This window comes from Phycicoccus sp., from assembly GCF_035325325.1.
In the GTDB taxonomy this organism is placed as follows: Bacteria; Actinomycetota; Actinomycetes; order Actinomycetales; family Dermatophilaceae; genus Phycicoccus.
This window is the reverse complement of the sequence record NZ_DAOLAC010000035.1, coordinates 1-24,320: the sequence shown is the minus strand read 5'-3', so window position 1 is coordinate 24,320 and position 24,320 is coordinate 1. Positions and strand designations below refer to the sequence as shown.

General features: G+C 74.7%; 25 protein-coding genes. 4 read left to right on the top strand and 21 right to left on the bottom strand.

Annotated elements, in window-relative coordinates; all coding sequences use genetic code 11:
• Positions 1-71 precede the first annotated feature (71 nt).
• The 8 genes from dprA to rplS all read right to left on the bottom strand — a co-directional run bounded on the left by dprA (position 72) and on the right by rplS (position 5,836).
• Positions 72-1,199 carry a DNA-processing protein DprA gene (gene dprA, locus PKA89_RS16650; RefSeq protein ID WP_324421336.1) on the bottom strand — a complete coding sequence of 376 codons (1,128 nt, stop codon included), beginning with the start codon at positions 1,197-1,199 and terminating at the stop codon, positions 72-74.
• Entirely contained in the window at positions 1,196-2,740 is a 1,545-nt protein-coding gene (locus PKA89_RS16645) for a YifB family Mg chelatase-like AAA ATPase (protein ID WP_324421334.1), read from the bottom strand. Before PKA89_RS16645 ends, dprA begins: the two co-directional genes overlap by 4 nt.
• The gene (locus PKA89_RS16640) at positions 2,737-3,111 is read right to left on the bottom strand and encodes a YraN family protein (RefSeq protein WP_324421332.1); all 375 of its coding nucleotides are present in this window, start codon (positions 3,109-3,111) and stop codon (positions 2,737-2,739) included. Before PKA89_RS16640 ends, PKA89_RS16645 begins: the two co-directional genes overlap by 4 nt.
• 116 nt (positions 3,112-3,227) lie before the next feature.
• A complete protein-coding gene (locus PKA89_RS16635; protein WP_324421330.1) occupies positions 3,228-3,542 on the bottom strand; it encodes a DUF2469 domain-containing protein in 315 nt (104 codons plus the stop codon).
• A complete protein-coding gene (locus PKA89_RS16630) occupies positions 3,539-4,273 on the bottom strand; it encodes a ribonuclease HII (protein WP_324421328.1) in 735 nt (244 codons plus the stop codon). The genes PKA89_RS16635 and PKA89_RS16630 overlap by 4 nt, the downstream gene beginning before the upstream one ends.
• On the bottom strand, positions 4,270-5,040 hold the full coding sequence (gene lepB / locus PKA89_RS16625) for a signal peptidase I (RefSeq protein WP_324421326.1): 771 nt from the start codon (positions 5,038-5,040) through the stop codon (positions 4,270-4,272). Before lepB ends, PKA89_RS16630 begins: the two co-directional genes overlap by 4 nt.
• Positions 5,037-5,420, bottom strand: coding sequence for a S24/S26 family peptidase (locus PKA89_RS16620; RefSeq protein WP_324421324.1), 384 nt, complete (start codon positions 5,418-5,420; stop codon positions 5,037-5,039). Before PKA89_RS16620 ends, lepB begins: the two co-directional genes overlap by 4 nt.
• A 56-nt stretch (positions 5,421-5,476) precedes the next feature.
• Positions 5,477-5,836 (bottom strand): 50S ribosomal protein L19, encoded by a 360-nt coding sequence (gene rplS, locus PKA89_RS16615; RefSeq protein WP_324421323.1) that lies wholly within the window; start codon positions 5,834-5,836, stop codon positions 5,477-5,479.
• 227 nt (positions 5,837-6,063) lie between these two features.
• Between rplS and PKA89_RS16610 the strand changes: the two genes are divergently transcribed.
• A complete protein-coding gene (locus PKA89_RS16610) occupies positions 6,064-6,822 on the top strand; it encodes an ABC transporter permease (protein ID WP_324421321.1) in 759 nt (252 codons plus the stop codon).
• 18 nt (positions 6,823-6,840) lie between these two features.
• Here PKA89_RS16610 and trmD read toward each other — a convergent pair whose 3' ends face one another.
• The 4 genes from trmD to rpsP all read right to left on the bottom strand — a co-directional run bounded on the left by trmD (position 6,841) and on the right by rpsP (position 9,466).
• Positions 6,841-8,094, bottom strand: a complete 1,254-nt coding sequence (gene trmD, locus PKA89_RS16605) for a tRNA (guanosine(37)-N1)-methyltransferase TrmD (RefSeq protein WP_324421319.1) — start codon at positions 8,092-8,094, stop codon at positions 6,841-6,843.
• Between the two features lie 5 nt (positions 8,095-8,099).
• A complete protein-coding gene (rimM, locus tag PKA89_RS16600; RefSeq protein ID WP_324421317.1) occupies positions 8,100-8,648 on the bottom strand; it encodes a ribosome maturation factor RimM in 549 nt (182 codons plus the stop codon).
• 63 nt (positions 8,649-8,711) lie between these two features.
• Entirely contained in the window at positions 8,712-8,954 is a 243-nt protein-coding gene (locus PKA89_RS16595; protein WP_324421315.1) for an RNA-binding protein, read from the bottom strand.
• 2 nt (positions 8,955-8,956) lie between these two features.
• A complete protein-coding gene (gene rpsP / locus PKA89_RS16590) occupies positions 8,957-9,466 on the bottom strand; it encodes a 30S ribosomal protein S16 (protein ID WP_324421313.1) in 510 nt (169 codons plus the stop codon).
• Between the two features lie 268 nt (positions 9,467-9,734).
• Between rpsP and PKA89_RS16585 the strand changes: the two genes are divergently transcribed.
• Entirely contained in the window at positions 9,735-10,658 is a 924-nt protein-coding gene (locus tag PKA89_RS16585; RefSeq protein WP_324421371.1) for a sulfite exporter TauE/SafE family protein, read from the top strand.
• Between the two features lie 18 nt (positions 10,659-10,676).
• On the opposite strand, the gene PKA89_RS16580 is transcribed toward PKA89_RS16585, so the two are convergent.
• Positions 10,677-11,765 (bottom strand): amidohydrolase family protein, encoded by a 1,089-nt coding sequence (locus PKA89_RS16580; protein WP_324421311.1) that lies wholly within the window; start codon positions 11,763-11,765, stop codon positions 10,677-10,679.
• A gap of 93 nt (positions 11,766-11,858) precedes the next feature.
• Between PKA89_RS16580 and PKA89_RS16575 the strand changes: the two genes are divergently transcribed.
• Both PKA89_RS16575 and PKA89_RS16570 read left to right on the top strand, forming a co-directional pair.
• Positions 11,859-12,434: a helix-turn-helix domain-containing protein gene (locus PKA89_RS16575; protein WP_324421309.1), complete on the top strand. Its 576-nt coding sequence runs from the start codon at positions 11,859-11,861 to the stop codon at positions 12,432-12,434.
• On the top strand, positions 12,427-13,716 hold the full coding sequence (locus PKA89_RS16570; RefSeq protein WP_324421307.1) for an MFS transporter: 1,290 nt from the start codon (positions 12,427-12,429) through the stop codon (positions 13,714-13,716). Before PKA89_RS16575 ends, PKA89_RS16570 begins: the two co-directional genes overlap by 8 nt.
• Here the strand turns inward: PKA89_RS16570 and PKA89_RS16565 are convergent.
• From PKA89_RS16565 to PKA89_RS16530, 8 genes are all read right to left on the bottom strand, one after another.
• Positions 13,713-14,528 carry an alpha/beta fold hydrolase gene (locus PKA89_RS16565; protein WP_324421306.1) on the bottom strand — a complete coding sequence of 272 codons (816 nt, stop codon included), beginning with the start codon at positions 14,526-14,528 and terminating at the stop codon, positions 13,713-13,715. The two genes, PKA89_RS16570 and PKA89_RS16565, sit on opposite strands and share 4 nt — an antisense overlap.
• Positions 14,525-16,120: a signal recognition particle protein gene (ffh, locus tag PKA89_RS16560; RefSeq protein WP_324421304.1), complete on the bottom strand. Its 1,596-nt coding sequence runs from the start codon at positions 16,118-16,120 to the stop codon at positions 14,525-14,527. Before ffh ends, PKA89_RS16565 begins: the two co-directional genes overlap by 4 nt.
• A gap of 170 nt (positions 16,121-16,290) precedes the next feature.
• Positions 16,291-18,690 carry a [protein-PII] uridylyltransferase gene (locus PKA89_RS16555; protein ID WP_324421302.1) on the bottom strand — a complete coding sequence of 800 codons (2,400 nt, stop codon included), beginning with the start codon at positions 18,688-18,690 and terminating at the stop codon, positions 16,291-16,293.
• A gap of 3 nt (positions 18,691-18,693) precedes the next feature.
• Entirely contained in the window at positions 18,694-19,032 is a 339-nt protein-coding gene (locus tag PKA89_RS16550; protein ID WP_324421300.1) for a P-II family nitrogen regulator, read from the bottom strand.
• The gene (locus tag PKA89_RS16545) at positions 19,032-20,378 is read right to left on the bottom strand and encodes an ammonium transporter (RefSeq protein WP_324421298.1); all 1,347 of its coding nucleotides are present in this window, start codon (positions 20,376-20,378) and stop codon (positions 19,032-19,034) included. Before PKA89_RS16545 ends, PKA89_RS16550 begins: the two co-directional genes overlap by 1 nt.
• Positions 20,379-20,620: 242 nt before the next feature.
• On the bottom strand, positions 20,621-21,271 hold the full coding sequence (locus PKA89_RS16540) for a response regulator transcription factor (protein ID WP_324421296.1): 651 nt from the start codon (positions 21,269-21,271) through the stop codon (positions 20,621-20,623).
• A complete protein-coding gene (locus PKA89_RS16535) occupies positions 21,268-23,334 on the bottom strand; it encodes a sensor histidine kinase (RefSeq protein ID WP_324421294.1) in 2,067 nt (688 codons plus the stop codon). Before PKA89_RS16535 ends, PKA89_RS16540 begins: the two co-directional genes overlap by 4 nt.
• A gap of 65 nt (positions 23,335-23,399) precedes the next feature.
• Positions 23,400-24,128 (bottom strand): hypothetical protein, encoded by a 729-nt coding sequence (locus PKA89_RS16530; protein ID WP_324421292.1) that lies wholly within the window; start codon positions 24,126-24,128, stop codon positions 23,400-23,402.
• Positions 24,129-24,320: the final 192 nt, after the last annotated feature.

Below are 24,320 nucleotides of genomic sequence, written 5' to 3'. Positions count from 1 at the left end.
AAATGGACGACCGGGCACGCTCCCCGCGCCCGCCGGACCTGCGCGGACGCCCGGCCTCCCGGAGGGCGACGTCACCGGGCCCCCGCCGTCGGCGCGCACTTGCGCCACCCGCCGTCGGATCGCTCGAGCAGCCCCAGCGCCTCGAGGACCGCCAGGGCCGCCGGGACCCGGAGCGGGTCGGTCCCCGAGAGGACGGCCAGGCGCTCGGGGGGCAGCCAGCGGCGGACCGGCGCGGCCGCCCACAGGGCGTACTCGTCCGGAGCGAGGGCATCGGTCGGGAGCGGCTCCGGGCGGCGCGCGGGCGCGAGGTCCTCGCCGATCCGGGCGGCGAGCTCGGCGACGTCCGCGGCGTCGGTGACCAGCACGGCGTCGGTCTCGCGGAGGAGCTCGTGGCACCCGGCCGAGGTGGCGCTGGTCACCGGGCCGGGAACCGCCCCCACCGGCACGTGGTGCTCGCGCGCCTCGCGGGCCGTCGAGAGGGACCCCGACCGCAGGCCCGCCTCGACGACGACCGTCGCCCGGGAGAGCAGCGCGATGACCCGGTTGCGGGCGAGGAAGCGCCCACGCATCGGCGCCGCTCCCGGCGGTACCTCGGCGACCACCGCCCCAGCGTCGGCGACGGACGCGATGAGGCGGTCGTGGGCCCGTGGATAGGCGATGTCCACGCCACACGCGAGCACGGCGACGGTCGGACCGGCCCCGGCGAGCGCGCCCCGGTGGGCCGCGGCGTCGATGCCGAAGGCGGCACCGCTGACGACCGTCCAGCCGCGGCTGGCCAGGTCCTCGCCGAGGTCGGCGGCCACCCGCAGCCCGTACGAGCTCGCGGCTCGAGACCCCACGACCGAGACCGCGCGCTCGGCGAGCGCCGCGAGGTCGGGCTCGCCCCGCACGTAGAGGCAGTACGGCGGGTCCTCGTGGCGGTCGAGGCCGACCGGCCACTCCGGGTCCCCGGGGACGAGGACCCGCACACCGAGCGCCCGGACGGAGGCGACGAGGCCGTCGAGGTCGAGCTCCGGGACACGCACGTACACCTCTCCCCTGCCGGCGGCCCGCCGCTCCCGGATGGCCGCGAGCGCGGCCGCGCCTCCCTCGGCCGCCAGCCGGTCGCGGGTGGCCCGGTGCTTCGGCTCGAGGAGGAACGACAGGGCGACCCGGGCCCAGCGGTCGTCTCGCTCGAGCGGAGACACCCGGCCGGTCACGCCGCGACCCCCTCGGCCCGGCGGAGGACGAGCCCCGTGGCGACGTCGTCGCGGGTGGGAACGGCCCGACCCGCGAGGTCGGCGGAGGACCAGGCGAGGCGCAGCACGCGGTCGTAGCCGCGCAGGGTCAGCCGTCCGGCGTCGAGGGCCGTGTCGAGCGCGACGGTCGTCGAGCCGGGCAACCGGTAGGGCGGTCGGCGCAGGACGTGCCCCGGCACGAGCCCGTTGACCCGCCAGCCCGCCGGGGACCACCGCTCGGCCTGCGCACCCCGAGCCGCGAACACCCGCTCGGCGACGGTGGCGCTCGACTCGCCGGTCTCCTCGGCGAACGCCGCCCGCCGCACCGGCGGCACGTGCACGCGCAGGTCGACCCGGTCGAGCAGCGGACCGGAGAGGCGTGAGGTGTAGGAGCGGATGTCCCTCGAGTCGCACGTGCAGTCGGCGCCCTTCCCGAACGCCATGCCGCACGGGCACGGGTTGGCGGCCAGGACGAGGAGGAAGCGGGCGGGGTAGCGGACCAGCTGTCGGGCCCGGGCGATGACCACCTCGCCGCTCTCGAGGGGCTGACGGAGGGTCTGCAGGACCGAGGAGCGGAACTCGGGCGCCTCGTCGAGGAAGAGCACGCCGTGGTGGGCCCGCGAGACGGCGCCGGGCAGGACGACCCCCGACCCGCCCCCGGCGAGCGCAGCCACCGACGTGCTGTGGTGCGGCGCGACGAACGGTGGGGTGCGGTCGAGCTCGGTGACGTCGCCGACCGGGGCGACCAGCGAGCGGACCGCGTGGACCTCGAGTGCCTCCTCCCGGCCCAGCGGCGGGAGGATCGTGACGAGCCGCTCGGCGAGCATCGTCTTGCCCACGCCGGGTGGCCCGGTCATGAGCAGGTGGTGGCCGCCGGTCGCGGCGAGCTCGAGGGCGGCCCTCGCCTCGGGCTGGCCGACGACGTCGGCGAGGTCGACCCCCGGGCCGGCGCCCCCGCCGTCCGGGACGCGTCGCTCGGCGACCGGCAGCGACCCGCCCCCGGCGGCGTCGCGGTACCAGCCGATGACCTGCTCGAGCGAGCGCGCACCGTGGACGACGACGTCGCCGACGAGCTGGGCCTCGGCCACGTTCTCGTCGGGGACGACGACGTGCCGCTCGCCCCGGCGGGCCGCGGCGAGGACGGCCGGCAGCACGCCGCGCACCCCGCGCAGGCGCCCGTCGAGGGAGAGCTCCCCGAGGTGGACGACGTCCTCGACGGCCCGGCGCGGCAGCACCCCGGCCGCCGCCAGCACGGCGACCGCGATGCCGAGGTCGAAGGCCGACCCCCGTTTGGGGACCGACGCGGGCGAGAGGTTGACGGTGACCCGGTGCGGCGGGACCGGGGCACCGGCCGTGTGGGCCGCCGCGCGGACGCGGTCGGGGGCCTGGGCACACGCGGTGTCCGGGAGCCCGCCGACGGTGAAGGCGGGCAGGCCGGCGGCGATGTGCGCCTCGACGTCGACGAGCGTGCCGTCGAGCCCGGTGAGGGCGACCGACCGGGTGCGCCCGAGGCCGAGGGTCACGACCCCACCCCGACGACGTGCCGCACGAGGGGCGGCGCGCCGGGGCGGCAGAGCACCCCGACGACGTCGATCCGCACGGCGGCCGGACCGGGGTGCGCCCGGGCGTACGCGGCGGCGAGGCGACGCAGCCGCATCGCCTTCGCGACGGTGACCGCCTCGACCGGGTCGCCGAACGCGGTGTCGCGCCGGGTCTTGACCTCGCAGACGACGAGGCACCCGTCGTCGAGCGCGACGATGTCGACCTCTCCGTGCTCGCAGCGCCAGTTGCGCTCGAGCACGCGCAACCCGCGTTCCCGGAGGTAGCGCGCAGCCAGCGCCTCGCCGTACCGGCCGAGGGCCCGACGCGGGTCGGGGGTGGTGGTCGTCGTCATGACCGCAGCCAACGCCCGGTGCCCCCGTGGCCGGAACCCCGGGAGCGGGATCTGTGGACGAACGACGAGCCGCCGAGCGCCTGTGGACGACGGCGCTGGAACTCGCCCTCCGGCCGCTAGAACTCGCCCTTCGGCAGCTCGAGCTCGGCCTTGGCGAGCTCCTCGACGTTGACGTCCTTGAAGGTCACGACGCGCACGGTCTTGGCGAACCGCGCCGGCCGGTAGATGTCCCAGACCCAGGCGTCGTGCATCGTCACGTCGAAGAAGACCTCGCCGCCGTCGGTGCGCACCTTCACGTCGACCGAGTTGCACAGGTAGAAGCGGCGCTCGGTCTCGACGACGTGGCTGAACAGCCCGACGACGTCGCGGTACTCCCGGTAGAGCGCGAGCTCCGCCTCGCTCTCGTACTTCTCGAGGTCCTCCGAGCTCATCGCTCCCCCACGCTCGTCAGGTCGGTCACCACGCCATCATCGTGCATCACGCCGGGCAGCCGCCACGAGCGCCGGTGCCACACCGAGGGCCCGTGCAGCCGCAGCGCGTCGAGGTGCTCCGGCGCGGCGTAGCCCTTGTTGCCGACCCAGTCGTAGACGGCGTGCTCGCCGTCGGCGGCCCCGAGCTCGACCATGATCCGGTCACGGGTCACCTTGGCGAGCACCGACGCCGCCGCCACCGACGAGCACTTCAGGTCGGCCTTGACCATCGTCGTGACCGGTGGGGTCTCGACCGTGTCGGCGTGGGCGAAGGCGAGCAGGCCGACGTCCTCGGGGGCGGTGAGCCAGTCGTGGTTGCCGTCGAGGATGACCAGGTCCGGGCGCACCCCGCACTGCGCGAGCGCCCGCAGCCCCGCCAGCCGGAGAGCGGCGATGATCCCGACCTGGTCGATCTCCTCGGCGCTCGCGTGCCCGACGGCGTGGCACAGCGCCCACCGCTCGATCCGCGGCACCATCGCCTCGCGGGCGTGCGGCTGGAGGAGCTTGGAGTCGCGCACCCCCGGCGGCGCGCTGCGGCAGGTCTCGTCGATGACCACGACCCCGACGGTCACCGGACCGGCGAGCGCGCCGCGCCCGACCTCGTCCATCCCGGCCAGCACCCGGTGGCCGTCGCGCTGCAGCTGGCGCTCGACCCGCAGGTTCGGGCGCTTCGAGCGCGGCGCCGGGCTCACGAGTGGGGGGTGCGGGCGGGCACGCCCGAGAAGGTGTCGGGGAAGTCGGAGAGCCAGCCGAACCGGGAGAACGGCCAGACGACGGCGATGGCCCGGCCGGTGATGCGGTCGATCGGCACCGACCCGTCGCGACCGTCTCCGGACTCGTCGTGGTATCGCGAGTCCTCGCTGTCCGAACGGTGGTCCCCCATGACCCACACCTTGCCGGCCGGCACGGTGATGTCGAACGTCATCGAGCTCGGGACGTCACCCCGCTTGAGGTACGGCTCCGAGACCGGGACGTCGTTGACGGTCAGCTGGCGCTGCGCGGTACAGCAGACGACGTGGTCGCCGGGCAGGCCGATCACGCGCTTGATGAGGTGGTCCTCGGACTCGCTCGGCAGGAGCCCGATGAAGACGAGGGCGTCGTGGATGCTCTTGGACGCGCCGGTGCGCTGGATCGGCGGCACGTCACCGAGCCAGCCCCCCGGGTCCTCGAAGACGACGACGTCGCCCCGGTGCAGCTCGAACGGACCCGGGGTGAGCTTCGAGACGACGACCCGGTCTCCGACGAGGAGGGTGTCCTCCATCGAGCCGGACGGGATGAAGAAGGCCTGGAGGAACCACGTCTTGACGACGAAGGAGAGGACCATCGCCATGACGAGGACGAGGACGACCTCCTTGACCGCCGACCCCAGCAGTCCGAGCGGTGAGCGGCCGCGCGGCCGCGACCCGTCCACCTCGGTCGGCTCGTCGGCGCCGTCGCGGGTGCGCTCGGGGGCGGTCACGGGGCGACCCCGGTCGTCGGGGCGGTCACCGGGCCGAGCCGGTCGAGCGGCCAGAACCGCCAGACGATGCTGCCGACGACGTCCGCCCCCGTGCCGGCCGCCTCCGTGGACGGCAGCACCCGCAGGGCGCCGTCGTCGTCGACGAGGGCGAGGTCACCGGCCTCGGCCCGGTGGTCGGTCTTGAGGACGAGCACGCGGTCTCCTGGCTCGAGGGTCGGCGCTTGGCCGGCCGACGGGACGTGGTAGGACTCGAGCAGGAGGCCCCGCACGAGCGATGCCGTGACGACTGCCACGACGAGGACGATCAGCACCCCGGGACGCCGCGACCCGGTACGCGCCACGGGGGCGGGCACCGGGTCGGTGGCGGTCGGGGCACTCACTCGCTCGAGGGTAGTCCTCGTTCGTGTGGGTCGCGCCCGGGTGGTCGGCGTGCCGCTCAGGCGTGGGCCGGGGTCTCGCGCTTCTCGCGGATCTTGGCGGCCTTGCCCCGCAGCTCGCGCAGGTAGTACAGCTTGGCGCGGCGGACGTCACCGCGGGTCACGACCTCGACCCGGTCGACGATCGGGGTGTGCAGCGGGAAGGTGCGCTCGACGCCGACGCCGAAGGAGACCTTGCGGACGGTGAAGGTCTCGCCGACCCCACCGCCGTGGCGACGGATGACGACGCCCTGGAAGACCTGGATGCGGGAGCGCGTGCCCTCGACCACCTTGACGTGCACCTTGACGGTGTCACCGGCCCGGAAGTCGGGGATGTCGCTCTTCATCGACGCGCGGTCGAGCTCGTCGAAACGCTGCATGACGGATGTCGCTTTCTCGCGGGCTGCCACAGGTCATCCGCGGTTCTCGGTACTGCTCGGGTCTCGTTCGTGGCGTCGTCGCCGGGCCTCATGCCGATGCCGGACCGGGGTCCGGGGGCACTCCCCCTGTGGCGGGGGCCGTTCGTCGGCGGGACGCAGCGACCCAGTCTGCCAGAGAGCGCGGGCGGCGGCGAAATCGGCCGACCGCTACACCCTAGGCTGCGCGGGTGACGATCGACCCCGGCCTGCCCGTCGCCCTCGCGGTCGTCGTCCTCCTCGCCGTGACCGTCGCCGGCTACCTCGCCGGGCGACTGCCCCGGCCGGCCTCCCCCGTCCTCGCGATGGCCCGGGCCGTCGGCCAGCTCGGCGTGGCCGCACTCGTCATCACGGCGGTGGTCCGCTCGCTCGTCCTCTCGGTGCTGCTCCTCTGCGCGATGTTCGGCGTCGCCGTGCTGACCACCGTGCGCCGCGTCGAGGCACCGCGCGCGTGGCCGTGGGCGACCGTCGCGATGCTGTCGGGCCTGCTGCCGGTCGTCGTCGTGGTCCTCGCCACCCGGACCGTCCCGCCGACCGGGCTGGCCCTCGTCCCCGTCGTCGGCATCATCGCCGGCAACACGATGAACGGGCACACCCTGACCTGCCGACGGGCGTTCGCCGCGCTGCGCGAGGAGCACGGCCAGTACGAGGCCGCCCTCTCCCTGGGCCTGAGCCGGGCCCAGGCCGTCGAGGAGGTCGTCCACCGGCGGGTACCGGAGGCCCTCGTCCCCGGCCTCGACCAGGTGCGCACGGCCGGCGTCGTCACGCTGCCGGGCGCCTTCATCGGCGTGCTCCTCGGGGGCGGCACGCCCGCGCAGGCCGCGGCGGCGCAGGTCCTCGTCCTCGTCGGCATCATGGCCGCGCAGACGGTGACCGCGGTCGTCGCCGAGCGGCTCATCGGACGGGCCCTGCTGCTGCCCGACGACCTCAGGGCGTCCCTGCGCCCCTGACCGGACGCGAGGACGGCGTCAACGCCGGCGCCGCGTGAGGTCGACCGTGCCGGAGAACGCGCCCTCTCCGGGCACGAGCCGGTAGCCCGCCCTCCTGTACCGCCGGATGTTCGCCTCGCTCACCCGGCCGGTGTTGATCCAGAAGGTCGTGACCGACGGTGGCGCGGCGGACTCGGCGAGCCCGAGCAGGGCGCGCCCGAGGCCGCGACCCTGGAGGTCGGGGGCGACCATGAGCCGGCCGGACTCCCAGACCTCGGGCTCCCCCGGTCGCACCCGGCCTCGCACCGACCCGACGAGCCGGCCGGGGGTGCCGCCGCCGGAGGGCACTCGCGCCACCCACGTCGTCCACTCCGTGAGGCCGCGGCGCACGTCGTCGAGCGACTCCTCCAGCGGCGGGATGTGCCACGAGCCCGAGATCCGTCCCTCCGGCATCCAGCAGGCGCGCTGGAGGACGAGCAGCTCCGGGGCGTCGGCCGGCACCGCGGCACGCACCTCGAGCCCGCCGAGCCCGCCGACCGCGGCCGACGCCGCGGCGAGGTCGGGACGCCGGGCCACGGTGCGGGCCACGCGCTCCTCGTGCCGCCACCGCGCGATGGCGGCGTGGTCGCCGGAGAGCAGCACCGGGGGCACCTCGCGCACCACCCCGCCGTCGTCCCACGCCGCCGGCCGGGTGTAGACCGGGTACTCGAGCAGCCCGCCCTCGTGCGACTCCTCGACGAGCGACTCCGCGTTGCCGACCACCCCCGGCAGCAGCCGGGCCACGGCCTCGACGACGGCGAGGACCGCGACCTCTCCCCCGTTGAGGACGTAGTCGCCGAGGGAGACGACGGTGACCGGCATCCGCTCCGCCGCGTGCTCGTAGACCCGTTCGTCGATCCCCTCGTAGCGCCCGCAGGCGAAGGCGAGCCAGGGCTCGGCGGCGAGCTCGTGGGCCATCGCCTGGGTGAACGGCACCCCGCCGGGTCCGGGCACGAGCAGGTGCGGGACGGCGGCGGCGCCGACCGACCCGGACGCCGCGGCCGCCCCGGACGCCCCGGACGCCCCGGCCGCCACGACCGCGTCGAGCGCCTCGGCCCACGGCTCGGGCTTCATGACCATCCCCGCGCCGCCGCCGAACGGGCTGTCGTCGACCGTCCGGTGCCGGTCGTGCGCGAAGTCGCGCAGGTCGTGGACGTGCAGGTCGAGGAGGCCGTCGCGCCGCGCCTTCCCGATGAGCGAGAGGTCGAGCGGCGCGAGGTACTCGGGGAAGATCGAGACGACGTCGAGGCGCACGGTGCTCAGCCCTCGAGGTCGAAGAGGCCGCCCGGGACCTCGAGGACCACCCGGCCGCCGGCCACGTCGACCTCCGGGACGAGGGTCGCGACGAAGGGCACCTCGCCCTCGCGGCCGTCGGCGAGCCGGACGACCAGCCGGTCCTGGGCGGCGCCGAGGACGAGGCCGACGACCTCGCCGAGTTCCTCGCCGGCCGGCGACACCGCGGCCAGCCCGACGAGCTCGGCCTCGGTGAAGGTGTCCTCGTCCGCCTCGTCCGCAATCCCGGCGGCGTCGCCGGTCAGCACGAGCCGGGTGCCGCGCAGGCCCTCGGCCCCGGTGCGGTCGGGCACCTCCTCGAACGCGACCAGCCAGATGCCCCGGTGCACGCGCGTCGAACGGACGGTCAGCGTGCGCGGGACGCCCGAGCCGGCGTCCGCCTCGGTGTCGAGGACGGCGCCGACGGCCAGCCGCCGCTCGGGCTGGTCGGTGTGCAGGCGCACGGTCACCTCACCGTGCAGGCCGTGCGGCTTGCCGATGCGGGCGACGACGGTGGACTCGCTCACGCGGGACATCCTCTCCGAGAACGGCGGACGGCGGGACCCCCGGTGAGGGGGTCCCGCCGTCGTGGACCGGGGTCAGCGGACCCGGTCGGTGTCGACGATGTCGATGCGGACCTGCCGGCCACCGGCGAGCGCCCCGAGGACGGTGCGCAGCGCGCTGGCCGTGCGGCCCGAGCGGCCGATGACCCGGCCGAGGTCGTCCGGGTGCACGCGCACCTCGAGGACCTCACCGCGGCGCAGGTCGCGGCGCCGGACCTGGACCTCGTCCTTGTGGTCGACGATGCCCGTCACGAGGTGCTCGAGAGCTTCCTCGAGCACGGTCAGGCCTTGTCGGCGTCGGTGGCGTCGGTGGCCGACGCGTCGGCGTCCGCGTCGGTGGACTCGGCCGCGGCCTCGCCACCGTCGGTGTCGGCGGCCACCGGGGCCTCCTCGGCGGCCGTCTCGGCAGCCGGGGCCTCGGTCTTCTTCGCCGCGGCCTTCTTGCGCGGCGTGGTCGCGGCGCCACCGTCGGCGTCCGCCTTGCCGGCCGCGGCGACGGCGGCCTCGTAGAGGTCCTTCTTCGACGGCTTGGGCTCGGCGACCTTGAGGGTGCCGTCCTTGTAGTGCTTGAGGAGGGCTGCGACGGCCTCGGTCGGCTGCGCACCCTGCGCGACCCAGTAGTCGGCGCGCTCCATGTCGATCTCGATGAGCGACGGCTCCTGGTTGGGGTCGTACTTGCCGATCTCCTCGATCGCACGACCGTCGCGCTTGGTGCGCGAGTCCATGACGACGACGCGGTAGATGGCGGTGCGGATCTTGCCCATCCGCTTGAGGCGAATCTTGACGGCCACGGAGGTGGTCTCGCTTTCGTGTTGTGGACGCGGCGAGACCGCACGAGATGCGTGCGGGGAGCCGACGCCCGGTGTGTAGGCGTCCGGTCCGGTGCCACACGAGAGGGCGGGCCCGGACGGGTACAGAGGTCCAGTCTGCCAGAGCCCGCTCGCGTCGCCGAATCCACGATGCGAGACATAAGGCTTGATTGGTTTGTCCATAACGCGCAGTGATGCAAGGGTCGTCCTCGTCGCGGCCGGCCGGGCCGCCCGACCCCAGGAGACCGCCGTGCGCAAGCTCGTCCTCCTCGCCCTCGTCGGCCTGGGCGCCCAGCTCGTCGACGGCTCGCTCGGCATGGCCTACGGCGTCACCTCGAGCACCCTCCTCCTCGCGATCGGGGCGAACCCGGCGGCCGCCTCGGCGACGGTCCACCTCGCGGAGATCGGGACGACCCTCGCCTCGGGCGCCTCGCACTGGCGCTTCGGCAACGTGGACTGGGGCGTGGTGCTGCGCATCGGCATCCCCGGGGCGCTCGGCGCCTTCGCGGGCGCGACCTTCCTCTCCGGCCTCGACACCAGGACGGCCGCTCCCCTGATGTCGCTCGTCCTCCTGACCCTCGGGGTGTACGTCCTCGTGCGCTTCACCGTCCAGGGCCTGCGCCGCGACCGGCTCGGGCACCCGCTGCGCTCCCGCTTCCTCGCCCCCCTCGGCCTCGTCGCGGGCTTCGTCGACGCCACCGGGGGCGGCGGCTGGGGACCGGTCGGCACCCCGGCCATCCTCGCGAGCGGCCGGCTCGAGCCGCGTCGGGTCGTCGGGTCGATCGACACGAGCGAGTTCCTCGTCTCGGTCGCCGCGAGTACCGGCTTCCTCCTCGCGCTCGGCACCGAGGAGCTCGACCTCGCGTGGGTCGCAGCCCTCCTCGGCGGCGGGCTCGTCGCCGCCCCGGTCGCGGCGTGGCTGGTGCGCCACGTCCCGCCGCGCGTCCTCGGGTCCGCGGTCGGTGGCGTCATCGTCCTCACGAACGGCCGGACCATCCTGCGCGGCGACTGGCTCGACGCCTCGGACGGCGCCCGCTGGGCGGTCTACGCCGTGCTCTCCGTCGTGTGGGCCGGGGCGGTCGCCTGGTCGGTGCGCGCGCACCGGGCCGAGCGCGCCGGTCTCGACCGCGAGCTGGCCGAGCTCGAGGACGCCGAGGCGGCGCGCCGCGGCTGACGCAGCGCCCCGCCTGCCTCAGCCGCCGACGACGGACCCGCGGAGCACGACGGCGCGCGGGTGCGCGAGCACCCCGACGTCGACGCGCGGGTCGGCCGGGTACACGACGAGGTCCGCCTCGGCGCCCTCCTCGATACCGGTGCGCCCCAGCCACTCCCGCGACGCCCACGTCGCGGCGTCGAGGGCGTCGAGCGGCGAGAACCCGCACCGCGTCAACCGCTCGACCTCCTGGCCGGCGAGCCCGTGCGGCAGCGACCCGCCCGCGTCGGTCCCGACGAACACCGGGATGCCCGCCTCGTGGGCGGCAGCCACCGTCTCGTAGCGCCGGGCGTGCAGGTCGAGCATGTGGCGGTGGTACTCGGGGAACTTCTCGCGGGCCGGCTCGGCGATCTGCGGGAAGGTGTCGATGTTGACGAGCGTCGGCACGACGGCGATGCCCTGCCGGGCGAACGCCTCGATGCTCTCGGGCACGAGCCCGGTGGCGTGCTCGATGCAGTCGGTGCCCGCTGCCGCGAAGTCATGGAGGCTCTGCTCGCCGAAGCAGTGCGCCGTCACCCGCGCCCCCTCCTCGTGCGCCGCCGCGACCGCGTCGGTGAGGACGTCGAGCGGCCAGCACGGCGAGAGGTCGCCGACCTCGCGGTCGATCCAGTCGCCGACGAGCTTGACCCAGCCGTCACCGGCCCGTGCCTCGAGCCGGACGCGCTCGACGAGGCCCTCCGGCTCGACCTCCCACGCGAAGTTGCGGATGTAGCGGCGGGTGCGGGCGATGTGCCGCCCGGCGCGGACGATCCTCGGCAGGTCCGCGCGCTCGTCGACCCAGCGCGTGTCCGACGGCGAGCCGGCGTCGCGGATGAGGAGCGTGCCGGCGTCGCGGTCGGCCGTGGCCTGCGCCTCGGCCGTCGCGGCGTCGGTCGCGCCGGTGGCGACGAGGCCGACGTGGCAGTGCGCGTCGACGAGGCCGGGCAGCACCCACCCCTCGAGGGTCGTCACGTCGTGGTCGCCGGCCGGCCGCCCGTACGTGACCCGGCCGTCGAGCACCCACGCCTCGGGCCTCTCCTGCTCGCGGCCGACGAGGACGGGACCCGTGAGGTGCAGCACCGATGCCATGGGCCGACCCTAGCGAGCGCTCCACGGCGACCCCGGTCATTGACGTGAGAGAACTCTCTCGATACTGTCCTCTCAGATCAGGAGGAGGCTCCGATGGCCAACCCGTACGGCGACCTCGAGCTCGACGCGCACGGCATGCGTGCCCTCGCCCACCCGGTCCGGGTGCGCATCCTCGGCGAGCTCCAGCGGCACGGGCCCTCCACGGCGACCCGGCTCTCCCCGCTCGTCGGCGCGACGCCGTCGGTGACGAGCTGGCACCTGCGCCACCTCGCCGAGCACGGGATGGTCCGCGACTCGCCCGCGCGGGGCTCCGGCCGGGAACGCTGGTGGGAGGCGGTGAGCCGTGGGTACCGGCTGACCCTCGAGGGGCCCGGCGCGCTCGAGGCCGGCCGCGCGCTGGAGAGTGTCATCGAGGAGGTGGACGGCGACGTCGTCGGCGACTGGCACCGCGACGTCGAGCCGACCCTCCCCCGCGAGTGGCTCGAGCTCGCCGGCCGCTCGAGCACCCGCGTCCTGCTCACCCGCGAGGAGCTGCTCGCCCTGGAGGCCGCGTGGGAGGAGCTGCTCGCTCCCTACGTCCTGCGCAAGGAGGACCCGTCCGCGGCGCCCGCGGACGCCCGCACGGTCCACCTCCTGCGGCACGTCCTCCCGGACCTCGACGATGGTTGAGCGGACGGCGGACGCCACGACCGGCGCCGCCCCGGCCGGCGCCCTGTGGCGGGGTCGGCGGTTCGCCAGGGCCTGGGCCGCGCAGACGGTCTCCGAGCTCGGCGACCGCGTCTCGGAGCTGGCCCTCCCCCTCGTCGCCGTCACCGTGCTGGACGAGAGCGCCTCCCGGGTCGCCGTCCTCACCGCCGTGGTCTGGCTGCCCAACCTCCTCGCGCTCCTCGTCGGCACGTGGGTCGACCGCCGGCCCCGCCCCCGGCGGCTGCTCGTCGTGGCCGACCTCGCCCGGGCGCTCGTGGTCCTCACCGTGCCGGTGGCCGCGCTGCTCGAGGCCCTCTCCTTCGCCCACCTGCTCGCCGTCGCGCTCCTCCTCGGCGCGTGGTCCACGCTCTTCCGCTCGGCGTGGCAGCCCTTCTTCGTCGCCCTCGTCCCGCGCTCCCGCTACGTCGAGGCGAACAGCCTCTTCAGCGCGACCCGGTCGGGGTCCTTCATCGCCGGCCCGGCGCTCGGTGGCGGCCTGGTCCAGCTGCTCTCGGCGCCCTACGCCCTTGTCGTGGACGGCCTCTCGTTCCTCGCCTCGGCCTCCCTGCTGCGCACCGCCGACGTCCCGGACCGCGTCCCGGCCCCGGACGACGGCTCCTCGGTGCGCCGCCGCGTCGTCGACGGGATGCGCCACGTGTGGCACGACCCGTTCCTCGCCCCGATGCTGCGCTGCGTCTCGTGGGTCAACCTCTTCACGATGGTCGTCCAGGCGCTGCTCGTCGTGTTCGCCAGCCGCGGCCTCGGCCTGTCCGCCGGGATGATCGGCCTCGCCCTGGGCGTGGGCGCGGTCGGCGGACTGCTCGGGGCCGTGCTCGCCGGCCGGGTCGCGCGCCGCATCGGCACGGGGTACACGGCAGCGGCCGGCGCCCTGCTGTTCACCCTCCCGATAGCCGCCCTCCCCCTCGCCCACGGCACCGACCTCGCGAAGGCGGCTGTCCTCACGGCAGTCGAGGCGGTCAGCGCCTTCGGCGTGATGCTCTTCGACGTCAACGTCAACGCGGTGATGACCGCGGTCATCCCCGATGCCGTGCGGGCCCGGGTGCAGGGCGCCTTCACGACCGTCAACTACGGCACGCGGCCGCTCGGCGCAGCGCTCGGCGGCCTGCTCGCCGGCCTCGTGGGCACCGGTCCGGCCATCGTCGTCGGCTCGGTCGCCGCCGCGTTCTCGCTCGTCTGGCTGGTCCGCAGCCCGCTGTTCGGGCTCCGGTCGGTCGACGACCTGCCCGACCCCGACGCCCCCTAGCCGGGACCGGCGGCGAGCACGCGGCGGAGCGTCTCGACGACCACCTGGGGGGCGTCGGTGTGCACCCAGTGGGCTGCGCCCTTGACGGTGACCAGCCGGGTGCGGGGGAACAGCGCCCGCATCTCGGCGACGTCGGGCTCGCGCACGTACTCCGACTCCGCTCCGGCGAGCCAGACGACCGGCCCGTCCCAGGAGCGCCCGCCGAGCGCCGGGAACCCGGCGATGCGCGACTCCCGCCCGCGCTCGGCATCCCGGTGCACGAGAGCGAGATTGGCCTGCCACGACCACTCGTCGCCGTGGCGCCGGAGGTTCTGCAGGAGGAACGCCTTGACCCCGGGGTCGGACTCGCGGAACCGAGCCTCCGCGTCCGAGCGGCTCGTCAGCTCCTCGAGCGGAAGGGCCTGCATCTCGTCGATGTAGCCACGGAACCGGTCGAGGTCGCCGTAGTCCTTCGGCGCGATGTCGACGACGACGAGGCTGCCGACGAGCTCGGGGTGGGTCAGCGTGAGGACCATCGAGACCTTGCCACCGAGGCTGTGCCCGACGACGACCCACCGCTCCCCCGGCGCCGCCGCGGCGAGGGTGGCGGCGACGGCGTCGGCGTAGCCCTCGTACGAGAACTCCTCGCTCCACGGCGAGCGCCCGTGGTCGGGCAGGTCGACGAGCAGGCAGCGCGCGCCGGTGCCGTCCGGCCCGGCGAGCGCCTTGGCGATCTGGGTCCAGTTGCGGCCCTGGCCGAAGAGGCCGTGGAGGAAGGCCACCCGGGGTCCGTCGGTGCCGACGGCGAGGGTGTGCAGCCCCCCGGCGCTCACTGGCCCAGGAACTTCTCGAACCCCTTGGGCAGCTGCGCGGGGTCGAACGCGGCGGGGTCGACCTCGCCGGCCCCGCCGAAGCTCGAGCCGGAGACCGGACGCTGCGACGCCTTCTGCGCCGCCGCGCGCTCCTCCGCGGCCCGCTTCGCCGGGTTGCCCGACTTCGACTTCTTGCGCTGCGGGGCCTGCTGGCGCCCGCGTTTGCCCGGACCGGAGCCCATCCCCGGCATCCCGGGGATGCCGCCGCCCTTCGCGAGCTGCTTCATCATCTTCTGCGCGTCGCCGAAGCGCTCGAGGAGCTGGTTGACCTCGGAGGTCGAGACCCCGGAGCCCTTGGCGATGCGGGCGCGGCGCGAGCCGTTGATCTGCTTCGGGTGGTTGCGCTCGAACGGCGTCATCGAGCGGACCATCGCCTCGACGCGGTCGAACTCGCGCTCGTCGAAGGCGTCGAGCTGGGCCTTCATCTGGCCCATCCCCGGCATCATCCCGAGGATCGACTTGAGCGAGCCCATCTTCTTGATGGCCGCCATCTGCTGGAGGAAGTCGTCGAAGGTGAAGTCCTCGGCGGCGAGGAACTTGCGCTCCATCTCGGCCGCCTGGGCCCGGTCGAACGCCTTCTCGGCCTGCTCGATGAGGGTGAGGACGTCACCCATGTCGAGGATGCGCGAGGCCATCCGGTCGGGGTGGAAGACCTCGAAGTCCTTCACGCCCTCGCCGGTCGAGGCGAACATGATCGGCCGCCCGGTGACCTCGGCGACCGAGAGCGCGGCGCCACCGCGCGCATCGCCGTCGAGCTTGGTGAGGACGACGCCGGTGACGTCGACGCCCTCGAGGAAGGCCTCCGCGGTCTCGACGGCGGCCTGGCCGATCATCGCGTCGATGACGAAGAGGACCTCGTCCGGGCTGATCGCGGCGCGGATGTCGGCGGCCTGGCGCATGAGGTTCTCGTCGACGGCCAGCCGGCCGGCGGTGTCGACGATGACGACGTCGTGCTGGCGGGCCGTGGCCTCGGCGATGCCGTGCCGGGAGACCGCGACCGGGTCGCCGTGCGAGCGGGTGCCCTCGACGTCGCCGCCGACGGCGTCGTGCCCCGAGACGTTGCCCCGCTCGGGCGCGAAGACCGGCACCCCGGCCCGCTGCCCGACGACCTCGAGCTGGGTGACCGCGTTCGGGCGCTGGAGGTCGGCCGCGACGAGCATCGGGGTGTGCCCCTGCTCCTTGAGCCAGTACGCGAGCTTGCCGGCGAGGGTCGTCTTGCCCGAGCCCTGGAGGCCGGCGAGCATGATGACGGTCGGCGGCTGCTTGGCGAAGCGGATGCCGCGGGTCTCGCCGCCGAGGATCGAGACGAGCTCGTCGTTGACGATCTTGACGACCTGCTGCGCCGGGTTGAGCGCCTCGCTGACCTCCGCTCCGAGCGCCCGCTCGCGGACGTTGTGCGTGAACGCCTTGACGACGGGCAGCGCGACGTCGGCCTCGAGCAGCGCGAGCCGGATGTCGCGGACCGTCTTGTTGACGTCGGACTCGCTGAGGCGGCCCTTGGTCCGCAGGTTGCGGAAGGTCTCGGTCAGGCGGTCGGACAGGGAGTTGAACACCGGGACAGCCTAACGACTGGCGCACGCCCCGCCGGACCGAGACCCCGCACCCTCCGGACCTCACGCGTATCGGGTCACCCGATACGACCGCGCTTCACCCCACAACGGTTCTCGGGGGAAGCGCAGCGGTATCGGGTCACCCGATACGCGCGTGGCGCGCGGGAGTCGGGTCAGGAGGGGCCGACGCCGTCGCAGGTGTCGATGACGAGGCTGACCGCCTGCGCGACCCGGGCGGGTGGCAGCGGCAGCCCGTCGGCGCCGGTGAGGTAGAAGGTGTCGAGGGTCTGGCCGGCGTACGTCGCGATGTGCGCGGAGCGGACCGAGACCCCGGCCCCGGCGAGCGCGGCCCCCAGCTCGTGGAGCAGTCCCGGCCGGTCCTGGGCGCGCACCTCGAGCACCGTGGCCTCGGTGCTCGCTCCGGGCACCACGAGCGCCCTGGCCTGCCCGGGCGAGCCGATGCCCGACGACCCCGACGGCCGGGGCAGGTGCGCCCGGCGGCGGTCGAGGGTCTGCAGCGGGCCGCGGTCGCCGCGCCCCAGCCGGGCGAGCCCGCGGACGATGCGCTCGGGGTCGGGCACCGCGCCCGACGGCGACTCGACGTGCCACTCGTCGACGGCGACCCCCTCGACGGTGCGCAGGATGGCCGTGCGCACGGTGTGGCCCTCGGCCGCGAGCAGCCCGGCGGTGTCGGCGAACAGCCCGACCCGGTCGACGTCGAGGATGTCGAGCCGGTGCGACCCGCCGCCGGAGACGACGGTGACCCGCGGCTCGCCGGCCCGGACCGCCCCCGCGACGGCCGGGTCCAGGACACCCGGTCCCTCGGCGACCGTGTCCTCGGCCCGCTCGCCGGGGTGGGGCTGCGGCTGCTCGAGCCGGGCCCGGACGGCGACGGCCAGCTGCTCGAGCAGGGTCGCCCGCCAGTCGGTCCAGGCGAGCGGCCCGGCCGCCGACGCGTCGGCCTCGGTGAGGGCCAGGAGGATCTCGAAGACCTCGCGGTCGCCACCGACCGCCTCGACCGCGGCGTCGACGGTCGCGGGGTCCTGATGGTCGCGGCGGGTCGCGAGCTCGATGAGGGTGAGGTGCTCGCGGACCAGCGTCACGAGGACCTCGACGTCGCGCGGCGCGAAGCCCCACCGCACCGCGATGGTGCGGGTCGTCTCGGCGCCGGTGACCGAGTGGTCGTGCGCACCGCGGATCTTGCCGATGTCGTGCAGCAGGGCCCCGACGAGGAGCAGGTCCGGCCGCGAGGTGCGCCGGACCAGCCCGGCGGCCCGCACGACGGTCTCGACGAGGTGGCGGTCGACGGTGTGCCGGTGCACCGCGTTGCGCTGCGGTCGCGAGCGGACGGCCGCCCACTCGGGCAGCCAGTGCTCGACGATGCCGACCTGGTCGAGGCCCTCCCAGACGGTGACCAGCCCGGGGCCCGAGGCGAGGAGGTCGCCGAGCAGGTCGCGGGCGGCGACCGGCCAGGGAGTGGGCAGGTCGGGGACGCTCGCGGCGAGGTTCTCGAGGGTCGCGGGGGCGATCGGCAGCCCGGCCCGGGCGGCGACGACGCCGGCGCGCAGGGCCATCCCGTCGTCGGTCTCGGCGAGCCGCGAGGACCCGAGGACGACCTCGCCGTCGCTCGCGAAGAGGCCGTGGCCGAGCGGGGTCATCTGGGGGCGGCGCGGACCGACCCGCAGGGTGCGCGCGCGCTGCGACTGCCCGGCGCGGCGCACCGTGCCGTCGAGCGAGTAGGCGATGAGCCGGCCGGCGTCCGAGACGGCGGTCAGCAGGTCGTCGGCGTCGGGGTACCCGAGCAGCGCGGCGACGGCGTCGTGGTCCTCGCGACCCAGGCGGTCGCGGCCGCGGCCGGTGACGACGTGGACGGCGTCGCGGACGTCGAGGAGCAGCTCGTGGGCGGCGTCGACGCCGCCGTGCGGTCGGTCGGCGAGCCACGCCTCGGCGAGCGCCGCGAGGACGGTCATGTCGCGCAGGCCGCCGTGCGCCTCCTTGAGCTCGGGCTCGATCGACTGCGCGAGGTCACCCTGGCGCGCGTGCCGGGCGGTGAGCGCCTCGACGAGCGACGGGAGCCGCTTGCGCGCGTTGCCCCGCCAGTCGTGGGCGACCGTCGAGCGGGCCGCGGCGACGAGCTGGGCGTCCCCTGCGACCGCGGCGAGGTCCAGCATCCCGACGGCGGCGGTGAGGTCGCCCGCAGCCACCTGCCGGCACTGGGTGACGGTGCGGACGCTGTGGTCCAGGCGGACCCCGGCGTCCCAGATCGGGTACCAGACCCGGTCGGCGAGCGCCGTCAGCTCCTTGGCCGGGAGCGAGCGCTCGGAGTGGACGAGGACGAGGTCGTAGTCCGACAGCGGGCCGGCGTCACCGCGGCCGAGGCTGCCGACGGCCGCGAGGGCCACCCCCTCGAGGCGCACCCCACCGGTCGCGGACCGCCAGACCTCGGCGAGCCACGCGCGGTTGAAGGTGGACAGGGCCTCCCGGCGCGCCCGGCCGGCACCGGCGACGTGGAAGTCGCGGGTGCCGGCCAGGTCGAGCCTCCGGGAGCCGATGTCGCTCGAGGAGGTGGCCATCGCTCAGATCGCCTCGACCCCGCGCTCCCCGGTGCGGACCCGGGCAACCTCCTCGACGGGGGTGACCCAGACCTTGCCGTCACCGATCCGTCCGGTCTGGGCGGCCTTGAGGACGACGTCGACGACGGAGGCGGAGTCCATGTCGTCGACGAGGACCTCGAGGCGGGTCTTCGGCACGAAGTCCACGGTGTACTCCGCGCCCCGGTAGACCTCGCTGTGCCCGCGCTGACGGCCGTAGCCCTGGGCCTCGCTGATCGTCATGCCCTGGATGCCGAAGGCCTCGAGGGCCTCCTTCACCTCGTCGAGCTGGTGCGGCTTGATGATGGCGGTGACGAGCTTCATCACTTGGCTCCTTCGAGGTCGAGGCTCTCCGCGCTCGGTCGGCTGGGCGGCGGCGAGGACGAGGACGCGGAGGTCATCCGCCCGCCCCGGCCGGCCAGCTCGTAGGCGGTCTCTCCGTGCTCGTTGTAGTCGATGCCCTCGACCTCCGCGTCGTCCGACACCCGCCAGCCGATGGTGTACTTGATGGCGTAGCCGATGATCGCGGTGAAGATGCCGGTCCACAGGACGGTGAAGAGCGCGGCGCCGGTCTGGTTGAGCAGCGACGAGAACCCACCGCCGTAGAAGAGGCCGTCGACACCGCCGGGGGCGACCGAGGTCGAGAAGAACCCGATGAGGACGGTGCCGAGCAGGCCGCCGACGAGGTGGACGCCGACGACGTCCAGCGAGTCGTCCAGCCCGAACTTGAACTTCAGGCCGACCGCCCAGGCGCAGACCGCCCCGGAGATCGCCCCGATGGCGATGGCGCCGGCGAGGCCGACCGCGCCACAGGCCGGGGTGATGGCGACGAGGCCCGCGACGATGCCGGAGGCGGCGCCGAGCGAGGTGGCCTTCCCGTGCATGACCCGCTCGACGACGAGCCAGCCGAGCATCGCGGCGCAGGTGGCGAGCGTCGTGTTCATGAAGGTGAACCCGGTCTCGGACATGAACTGCGCGGTGCTCGCCTCGGCGGTGTCCCCGGCGAGGACGACCGAGCCGACGTTGAAGCCGTACCAGCCGAACCACAGCAGGCCGGCGCCCGCCATCGTCAGGGTGAGGTTGTGCGGCTTCATCGGCTCCTTCGGCCAGCCCTTGCGCCGGCCGATGATGAGGGCGAGGACGCCACCGGCGACACCGGCGTTGATGTGGACCACCGTGCCGCCCGCGTAGTCCTGCTGGGCGAGGTGGCTGTAGATGAAGCCGCCGCCCCACGTGTTGTGCGCGATCGGGAAGTAGCAGAGGGTCAGCCAGAGCGGCACGAAGACCATCCACGACGAGAACTTCACCCGGTCGGCGATGGCGCCGGAGATGAGGGCCGCGGTGATCGTCGCGAAGGTCAGCTGGAAGAGCACCCCGACGTACGGGCTACCCGTGCCGTCGGCCGCGCTGTGCCAGCTGACGTCCTTGAGCCCGAAGAGCTCGAAGGGGTTGCCGATGAGCTGGCCGTTGCCCAGGCCTCCCCAGCCCATCGACCAGCCCCACAGGACGAAGACGATGGCGCCGATGCCGAAGGCCCCGTACGACATCATCATCATGTTGAGGACCGACCGCGAGCGGGTCATGCCTCCGTAGAAGAGCGCCAGCGCCGGCACGGTCATCATCAGCACGAGGGCTGTGGCGACCAGCATGAAGGCGTAGTAGCCGTCCAAGGATCCTCCAGTGTTCGGTCTGTCGGACGGGCGTACCGGGCGACTCGGTCCCGGCCGAGAGATCCCGTCCGCGTACCCGAGACAGCGTCGGTGGCGGAGGTTTCACCGTGCGCCGTGTCGTGTTTCGCCGACGTTTCGGGAACCGCTGCCCGGTAAGCATCGCGTTTCGGCACCGGGCAGGTCCCGCATCGTGAGACCGGCGCGACGCCCGGCGCGACGCCCGGCGGGCCACCGGTGACGGGTCAGCCCCGTCCGAAGCCCGCCTCGCGCGCGGCGACGATCGCCTCGGCCCGTCCCGCGGCGTGCAGCTTGGCGTAGATCCCGGAGACGGCGTTGCGGACGGTCTTGTTCGACACGAACAGCTCGGCCGCGATCGCGTCGTTCGACTTGCCCGCAGCGAGCCGCTCCAGGACCTCGCGCTCCCGGTCGGACAGCTCGGGGAAGGGCGTCGCGACGGGTTTCGTGGGCGGCTGCATCCCGGCGAAGTACGACGAGACCCTGCTCGCCAGGCTGGCCCCGAAGACCATGCCGCCGGCGGCCGCCGCCCGGACCGCGTTCTGGACCTCGGCGGCGCCGGACCCCTTGAGCAGGTAGCCGGAGGCGCCCGCGCGCATCGCCGCGAGCACCGTCTCGTCGTCCTCGTTCATCGTCAGCATGACGACCCGGACGTCCTGGCGCCCCGTGATCATCCGGGTCGCCTCGATCCCGTCCAGGTGGGGCATCTGGATGTCCATGAGGACGACGTCGGGGGCCGCCTCGGCGACGACGTGGACGGCGTCGCGGCCGTCCTCGGCGGTGCCGACGACCTCGGTGTCGTCCAGCGCACCGAGCAGGGCGGACAGTCCCTCCCGCACGATGCGGTGGTCGTCGACGACGACGACGCGGATCGTCATGGGTCCCTCCTCAGGGGCAGCCGGACGGTGACCACGGTGCCACCCGCGGCGGGGCAGGTGACCTCGCTCGTGCCGCCGAGCTCGGCCGCGCGCTCGCGCAGCCCGACGAGCCCCACGCCCGCCTGCGAGTCCGGGGCGATCCCGACGCCGTCGTCGGTGACGTCGACCCGCAGCTCACCGCCGGTCGCGGCGAGCCGCACGGTGCACGTCCTCGCCCGGGCGTGCCGGGCGACGTTGGTCATCGCCTCGCTCGCGACCCGGAACGCGGCGACCTCGACGGCCGCCGGCAGCGGCGGCAGCTCCTCGGCGAGCACCGTCGCCGGCGGGTCGAGCCGCGCCCCCTGCTGCCGCAGCGCCCCGACGAGCCCGAGGTCGTCGAGCGCGGGCGGCCGCAGGTCGTGGACCAGCCGGCGCACGTCCGCGACGACCTCCTGCAGGTGCCCGCTCGCCGCGGCGACCTGGTCCTTGGCCGCGACCGGGTCGCGGTCGACGAGGAGCCGGGCCGACTCGAGCTGGAAGACGGCCCCGCTGAGCGCCGGTCCCAGCCCGTCGTGGAGGTCCCGGCGGATGCGGCGCCGCTCCTCCTCGCGGGCGGTGACGAGCCGTTCGCGGCTGTCCTGGAGCTCCTCGGCGAGCCGGCTGGAGCGGGCGGCCGTTGCGGCCTGCCGCACGAGGTCCCCGAGCAGCTGCTCGTCGGCCCGGGTCAGCCGGCTGCGGACGCCACGGGCCGGGAGGACCAGGTGTCCGACGGCCGTGTCGCGGTACGAGATCGGCAGGGTCCGCGTCTGCGCCGGTCGGACGCCGTGGGTGGCGACGAGCCGCTCCCCGTGGCCCCGCTCGACCTCGACCGCCACGAACCCCACGCCGAACGCGTCGGCGACCGCCCGGGCCACGGCCGCGAGCTGGCCCGCGCCCTCGTCCGCCGTCTCGAGGGTCGACGCGAGGCCGGCAACGGCGTCGTAGCGGTCACCCCGGCCCAGCATCAGGCGCCGGACCACCTGCGAGACCCGTTGCCGCAGTGGGCCGTACAGGACGACGGTGAGGAGGAGGACGACGACGACCACCTGCGGCTCCTCGAGCGAGTCGCCGAGGAGTGCGGTCAGCCCCGCGACGGTCGCGAGGTCGACGGCGACGAGGACCACGCCGACGAGGGCGAGCAGCGCGGTCCGTCCGAGCAGCTCGTCGATGGCGACGAGCCGCGGGTCCACGACGGCGATGGTCAGGCACGCGGGAAGGAGGGTGACGATGCCGAAGAACACGGCGTCCTCGAGCGGGCCGAGCGGGACGACGGCCGTGACGAGGATGGCCACCGCCGTGACCAGCGCGCCCCACAGCAGCCAGCGCATCTGGTCCCGCCGGCGCCCGGTGGAGTGCCGGTACCGGTGGGTGACGACACCGACCGGGACGGCGAGGGCGACGACGGTGAGCACCCGGAAGACGACCGGCGTCGGGTCACCGAGCCGGTCGAGGGCGCCCAGGACGGCCCAGTCGCGGTCGTAGCCGGGCGGCAGCCGCCCGACGACACGGGTGTCGTCCGGCAGGACGACGAAGAGGCCGGCCGACCCGACCATCACGGCCATGCAGGCGCGGCTCGCGCGTCCCCACCACCCGGGCAGGAAGCGCCCGTCCGGGAAGACGAGCGGCAGCAGGACGAGGGTGGCCGGCAGGAGCGAGGTGAACCGCAGGAGGTACCAGCCGGCGAAGGTCATCCCGGGGAGGGGGGCCGGGCTGACGAGGCCGAGGGAGACCCAGCCGTCGGCCAGCCCGTCGGTCGCCCAGAACAGCCCCGTGGCGCCGAGCACCAGCCCCACGGTGCGGTGCCCGCCGCGGTGGAGGACGACCGCCGCGAAGACGCACATGACGGCGCCGGACAGGGCGGTGCCCAGGCCGCTGCCGGCGGTGATCCCCTCCCCGAGCGTCCACAGCCGCGGCCGGCCGGACGTGCGCACCGCGACGAGGACGGTCGCGACGAGGCAGGCGATGCCGAGGGAGAGGACCAGGGCGGTCACGACGACGTCGGGGCGGGCCGCCCGCCCCCTGGTCGCCGCCACCTCCTCGGTCACGGGCACATCATGACGCCGGTCCGGCCCGGTGGGGGCCGAACCGGCGTCGCGCGCGACGGTGTCGCTCATCGGCCGCGCCGGAACCCGCGGTCGCCGACGTGGAAGCCGATCGCCGTGACGAGCAGCCAGACCAGGCCGGTCAGCCCGGCCATGTACTGCACGGGGAGCGTGCCGACGAGCAGCGTCAGGCCGCCGAGGACCAGGCCGGTGCGGCCGAGCCAGCGAGGCACTCCACCGGCCCGGGCGGCCGCGTGGACGGCCAGGGCGGAGAGGCCGACGAGCAGCCAGCACCCGGGCACGGTGCCCGTCCAGTGGTTGTAGAAGGCGGCCGCCTCGGGCACCGCGATCTCCGGCTTCGTGGCCACGGCGAGGAACTCCGTGTTGAGGGCGCTGCCCATGACGAGCACGACGGCGGTGCCGACGAGCCCGGCCGCGGCCGCCGCCGGGGCCAGGTGCCCCACCGGGAGGGCCACCCGGAGCCGGCGGGCCAGCCCCAGGCCGAAGACGACGAACAGCACCGCGGCGATGCTGGCCGTCACCTGGAACACGGCGATGTGCGGGACGAAGGTGGTCAGCTTCTGGAGGACGCCCTCCGCGTCGCCGCGCAGCGTCTCGTCGTACACGGGGTCGATCATGCCGGCGCTCACTCCGGCCGCGAGGGCGGCGACGCCGGCACCGATGCCGGCGATGCTCCAGAGCCGCGACGGGGTGTCGGCGTTCTCGGTGGTCGCGGGTCCGGCCTCGGGGGCGAGGTCGGAGCGGACCGGGTTGTGGGTGGTGACGTGGGTGGTCATCGTGCTGCCTTCGGGTCGGGACGCGACCCCTGTCGCGTCGATGACCACACCGTGTCGGGCCCGGTGTCCCGCGGAGAAGGGACATCGGGGCACACCTGCCGGGACTGCGGGGTCGACCCCTCGCGGCGTCCCGGCGAGCGACGCTCCTATGGTTGGTCAAGCCGGTGAGGGGCCGTGTTCGAGGAGTCGGTA

What these genes read in the sequence shown, in the direction of transcription:
- PKA89_RS16640 (WP_324421332.1), bottom strand. Translation starts at nt 3,111, where the DNA reads ATGACGACGACCACCACCCCCGACCCGCGTCGGGCCCTCGGCCGGTAC.
- PKA89_RS16635 (WP_324421330.1), bottom strand. Translation starts at nt 3,542, where the DNA reads ATGAGCTCGGAGGACCTCGAGAAGTACGAGAGCGAGGCGGAGCTCGCG.
- rplS (WP_324421323.1), bottom strand. Translation starts at nt 5,836, where the DNA reads ATGCAGCGTTTCGACGAGCTCGACCGCGCGTCGATGAAGAGCGACATC.
- rimM (WP_324421317.1), bottom strand. Translation starts at nt 8,648, where the DNA reads ATGTCCCGCGTGAGCGAGTCCACCGTCGTCGCCCGCATCGGCAAGCCG.
- PKA89_RS16580 (WP_324421311.1), bottom strand. Translation starts at nt 11,765, where the DNA reads ATGGCATCGGTGCTGCACCTCACGGGTCCCGTCCTCGTCGGCCGCGAG.
- PKA89_RS16575 (WP_324421309.1), top strand. Translation starts at nt 11,859, where the DNA reads ATGGCCAACCCGTACGGCGACCTCGAGCTCGACGCGCACGGCATGCGT.
- PKA89_RS16570 (WP_324421307.1), top strand. Translation starts at nt 12,427, where the DNA reads ATGGTTGAGCGGACGGCGGACGCCACGACCGGCGCCGCCCCGGCCGGC.
- PKA89_RS16555 (WP_324421302.1), bottom strand. Translation starts at nt 18,690, where the DNA reads ATGGCCACCTCCTCGAGCGACATCGGCTCCCGGAGGCTCGACCTGGCC.
- PKA89_RS16550 (WP_324421300.1), bottom strand. Translation starts at nt 19,032, where the DNA reads ATGAAGCTCGTCACCGCCATCATCAAGCCGCACCAGCTCGACGAGGTG.
- PKA89_RS16540 (WP_324421296.1), bottom strand. Translation starts at nt 21,271, where the DNA reads ATGACGATCCGCGTCGTCGTCGTCGACGACCACCGCATCGTGCGGGAG.
- PKA89_RS16530 (WP_324421292.1), bottom strand. Translation starts at nt 24,128, where the DNA reads ATGACCACCCACGTCACCACCCACAACCCGGTCCGCTCCGACCTCGCC.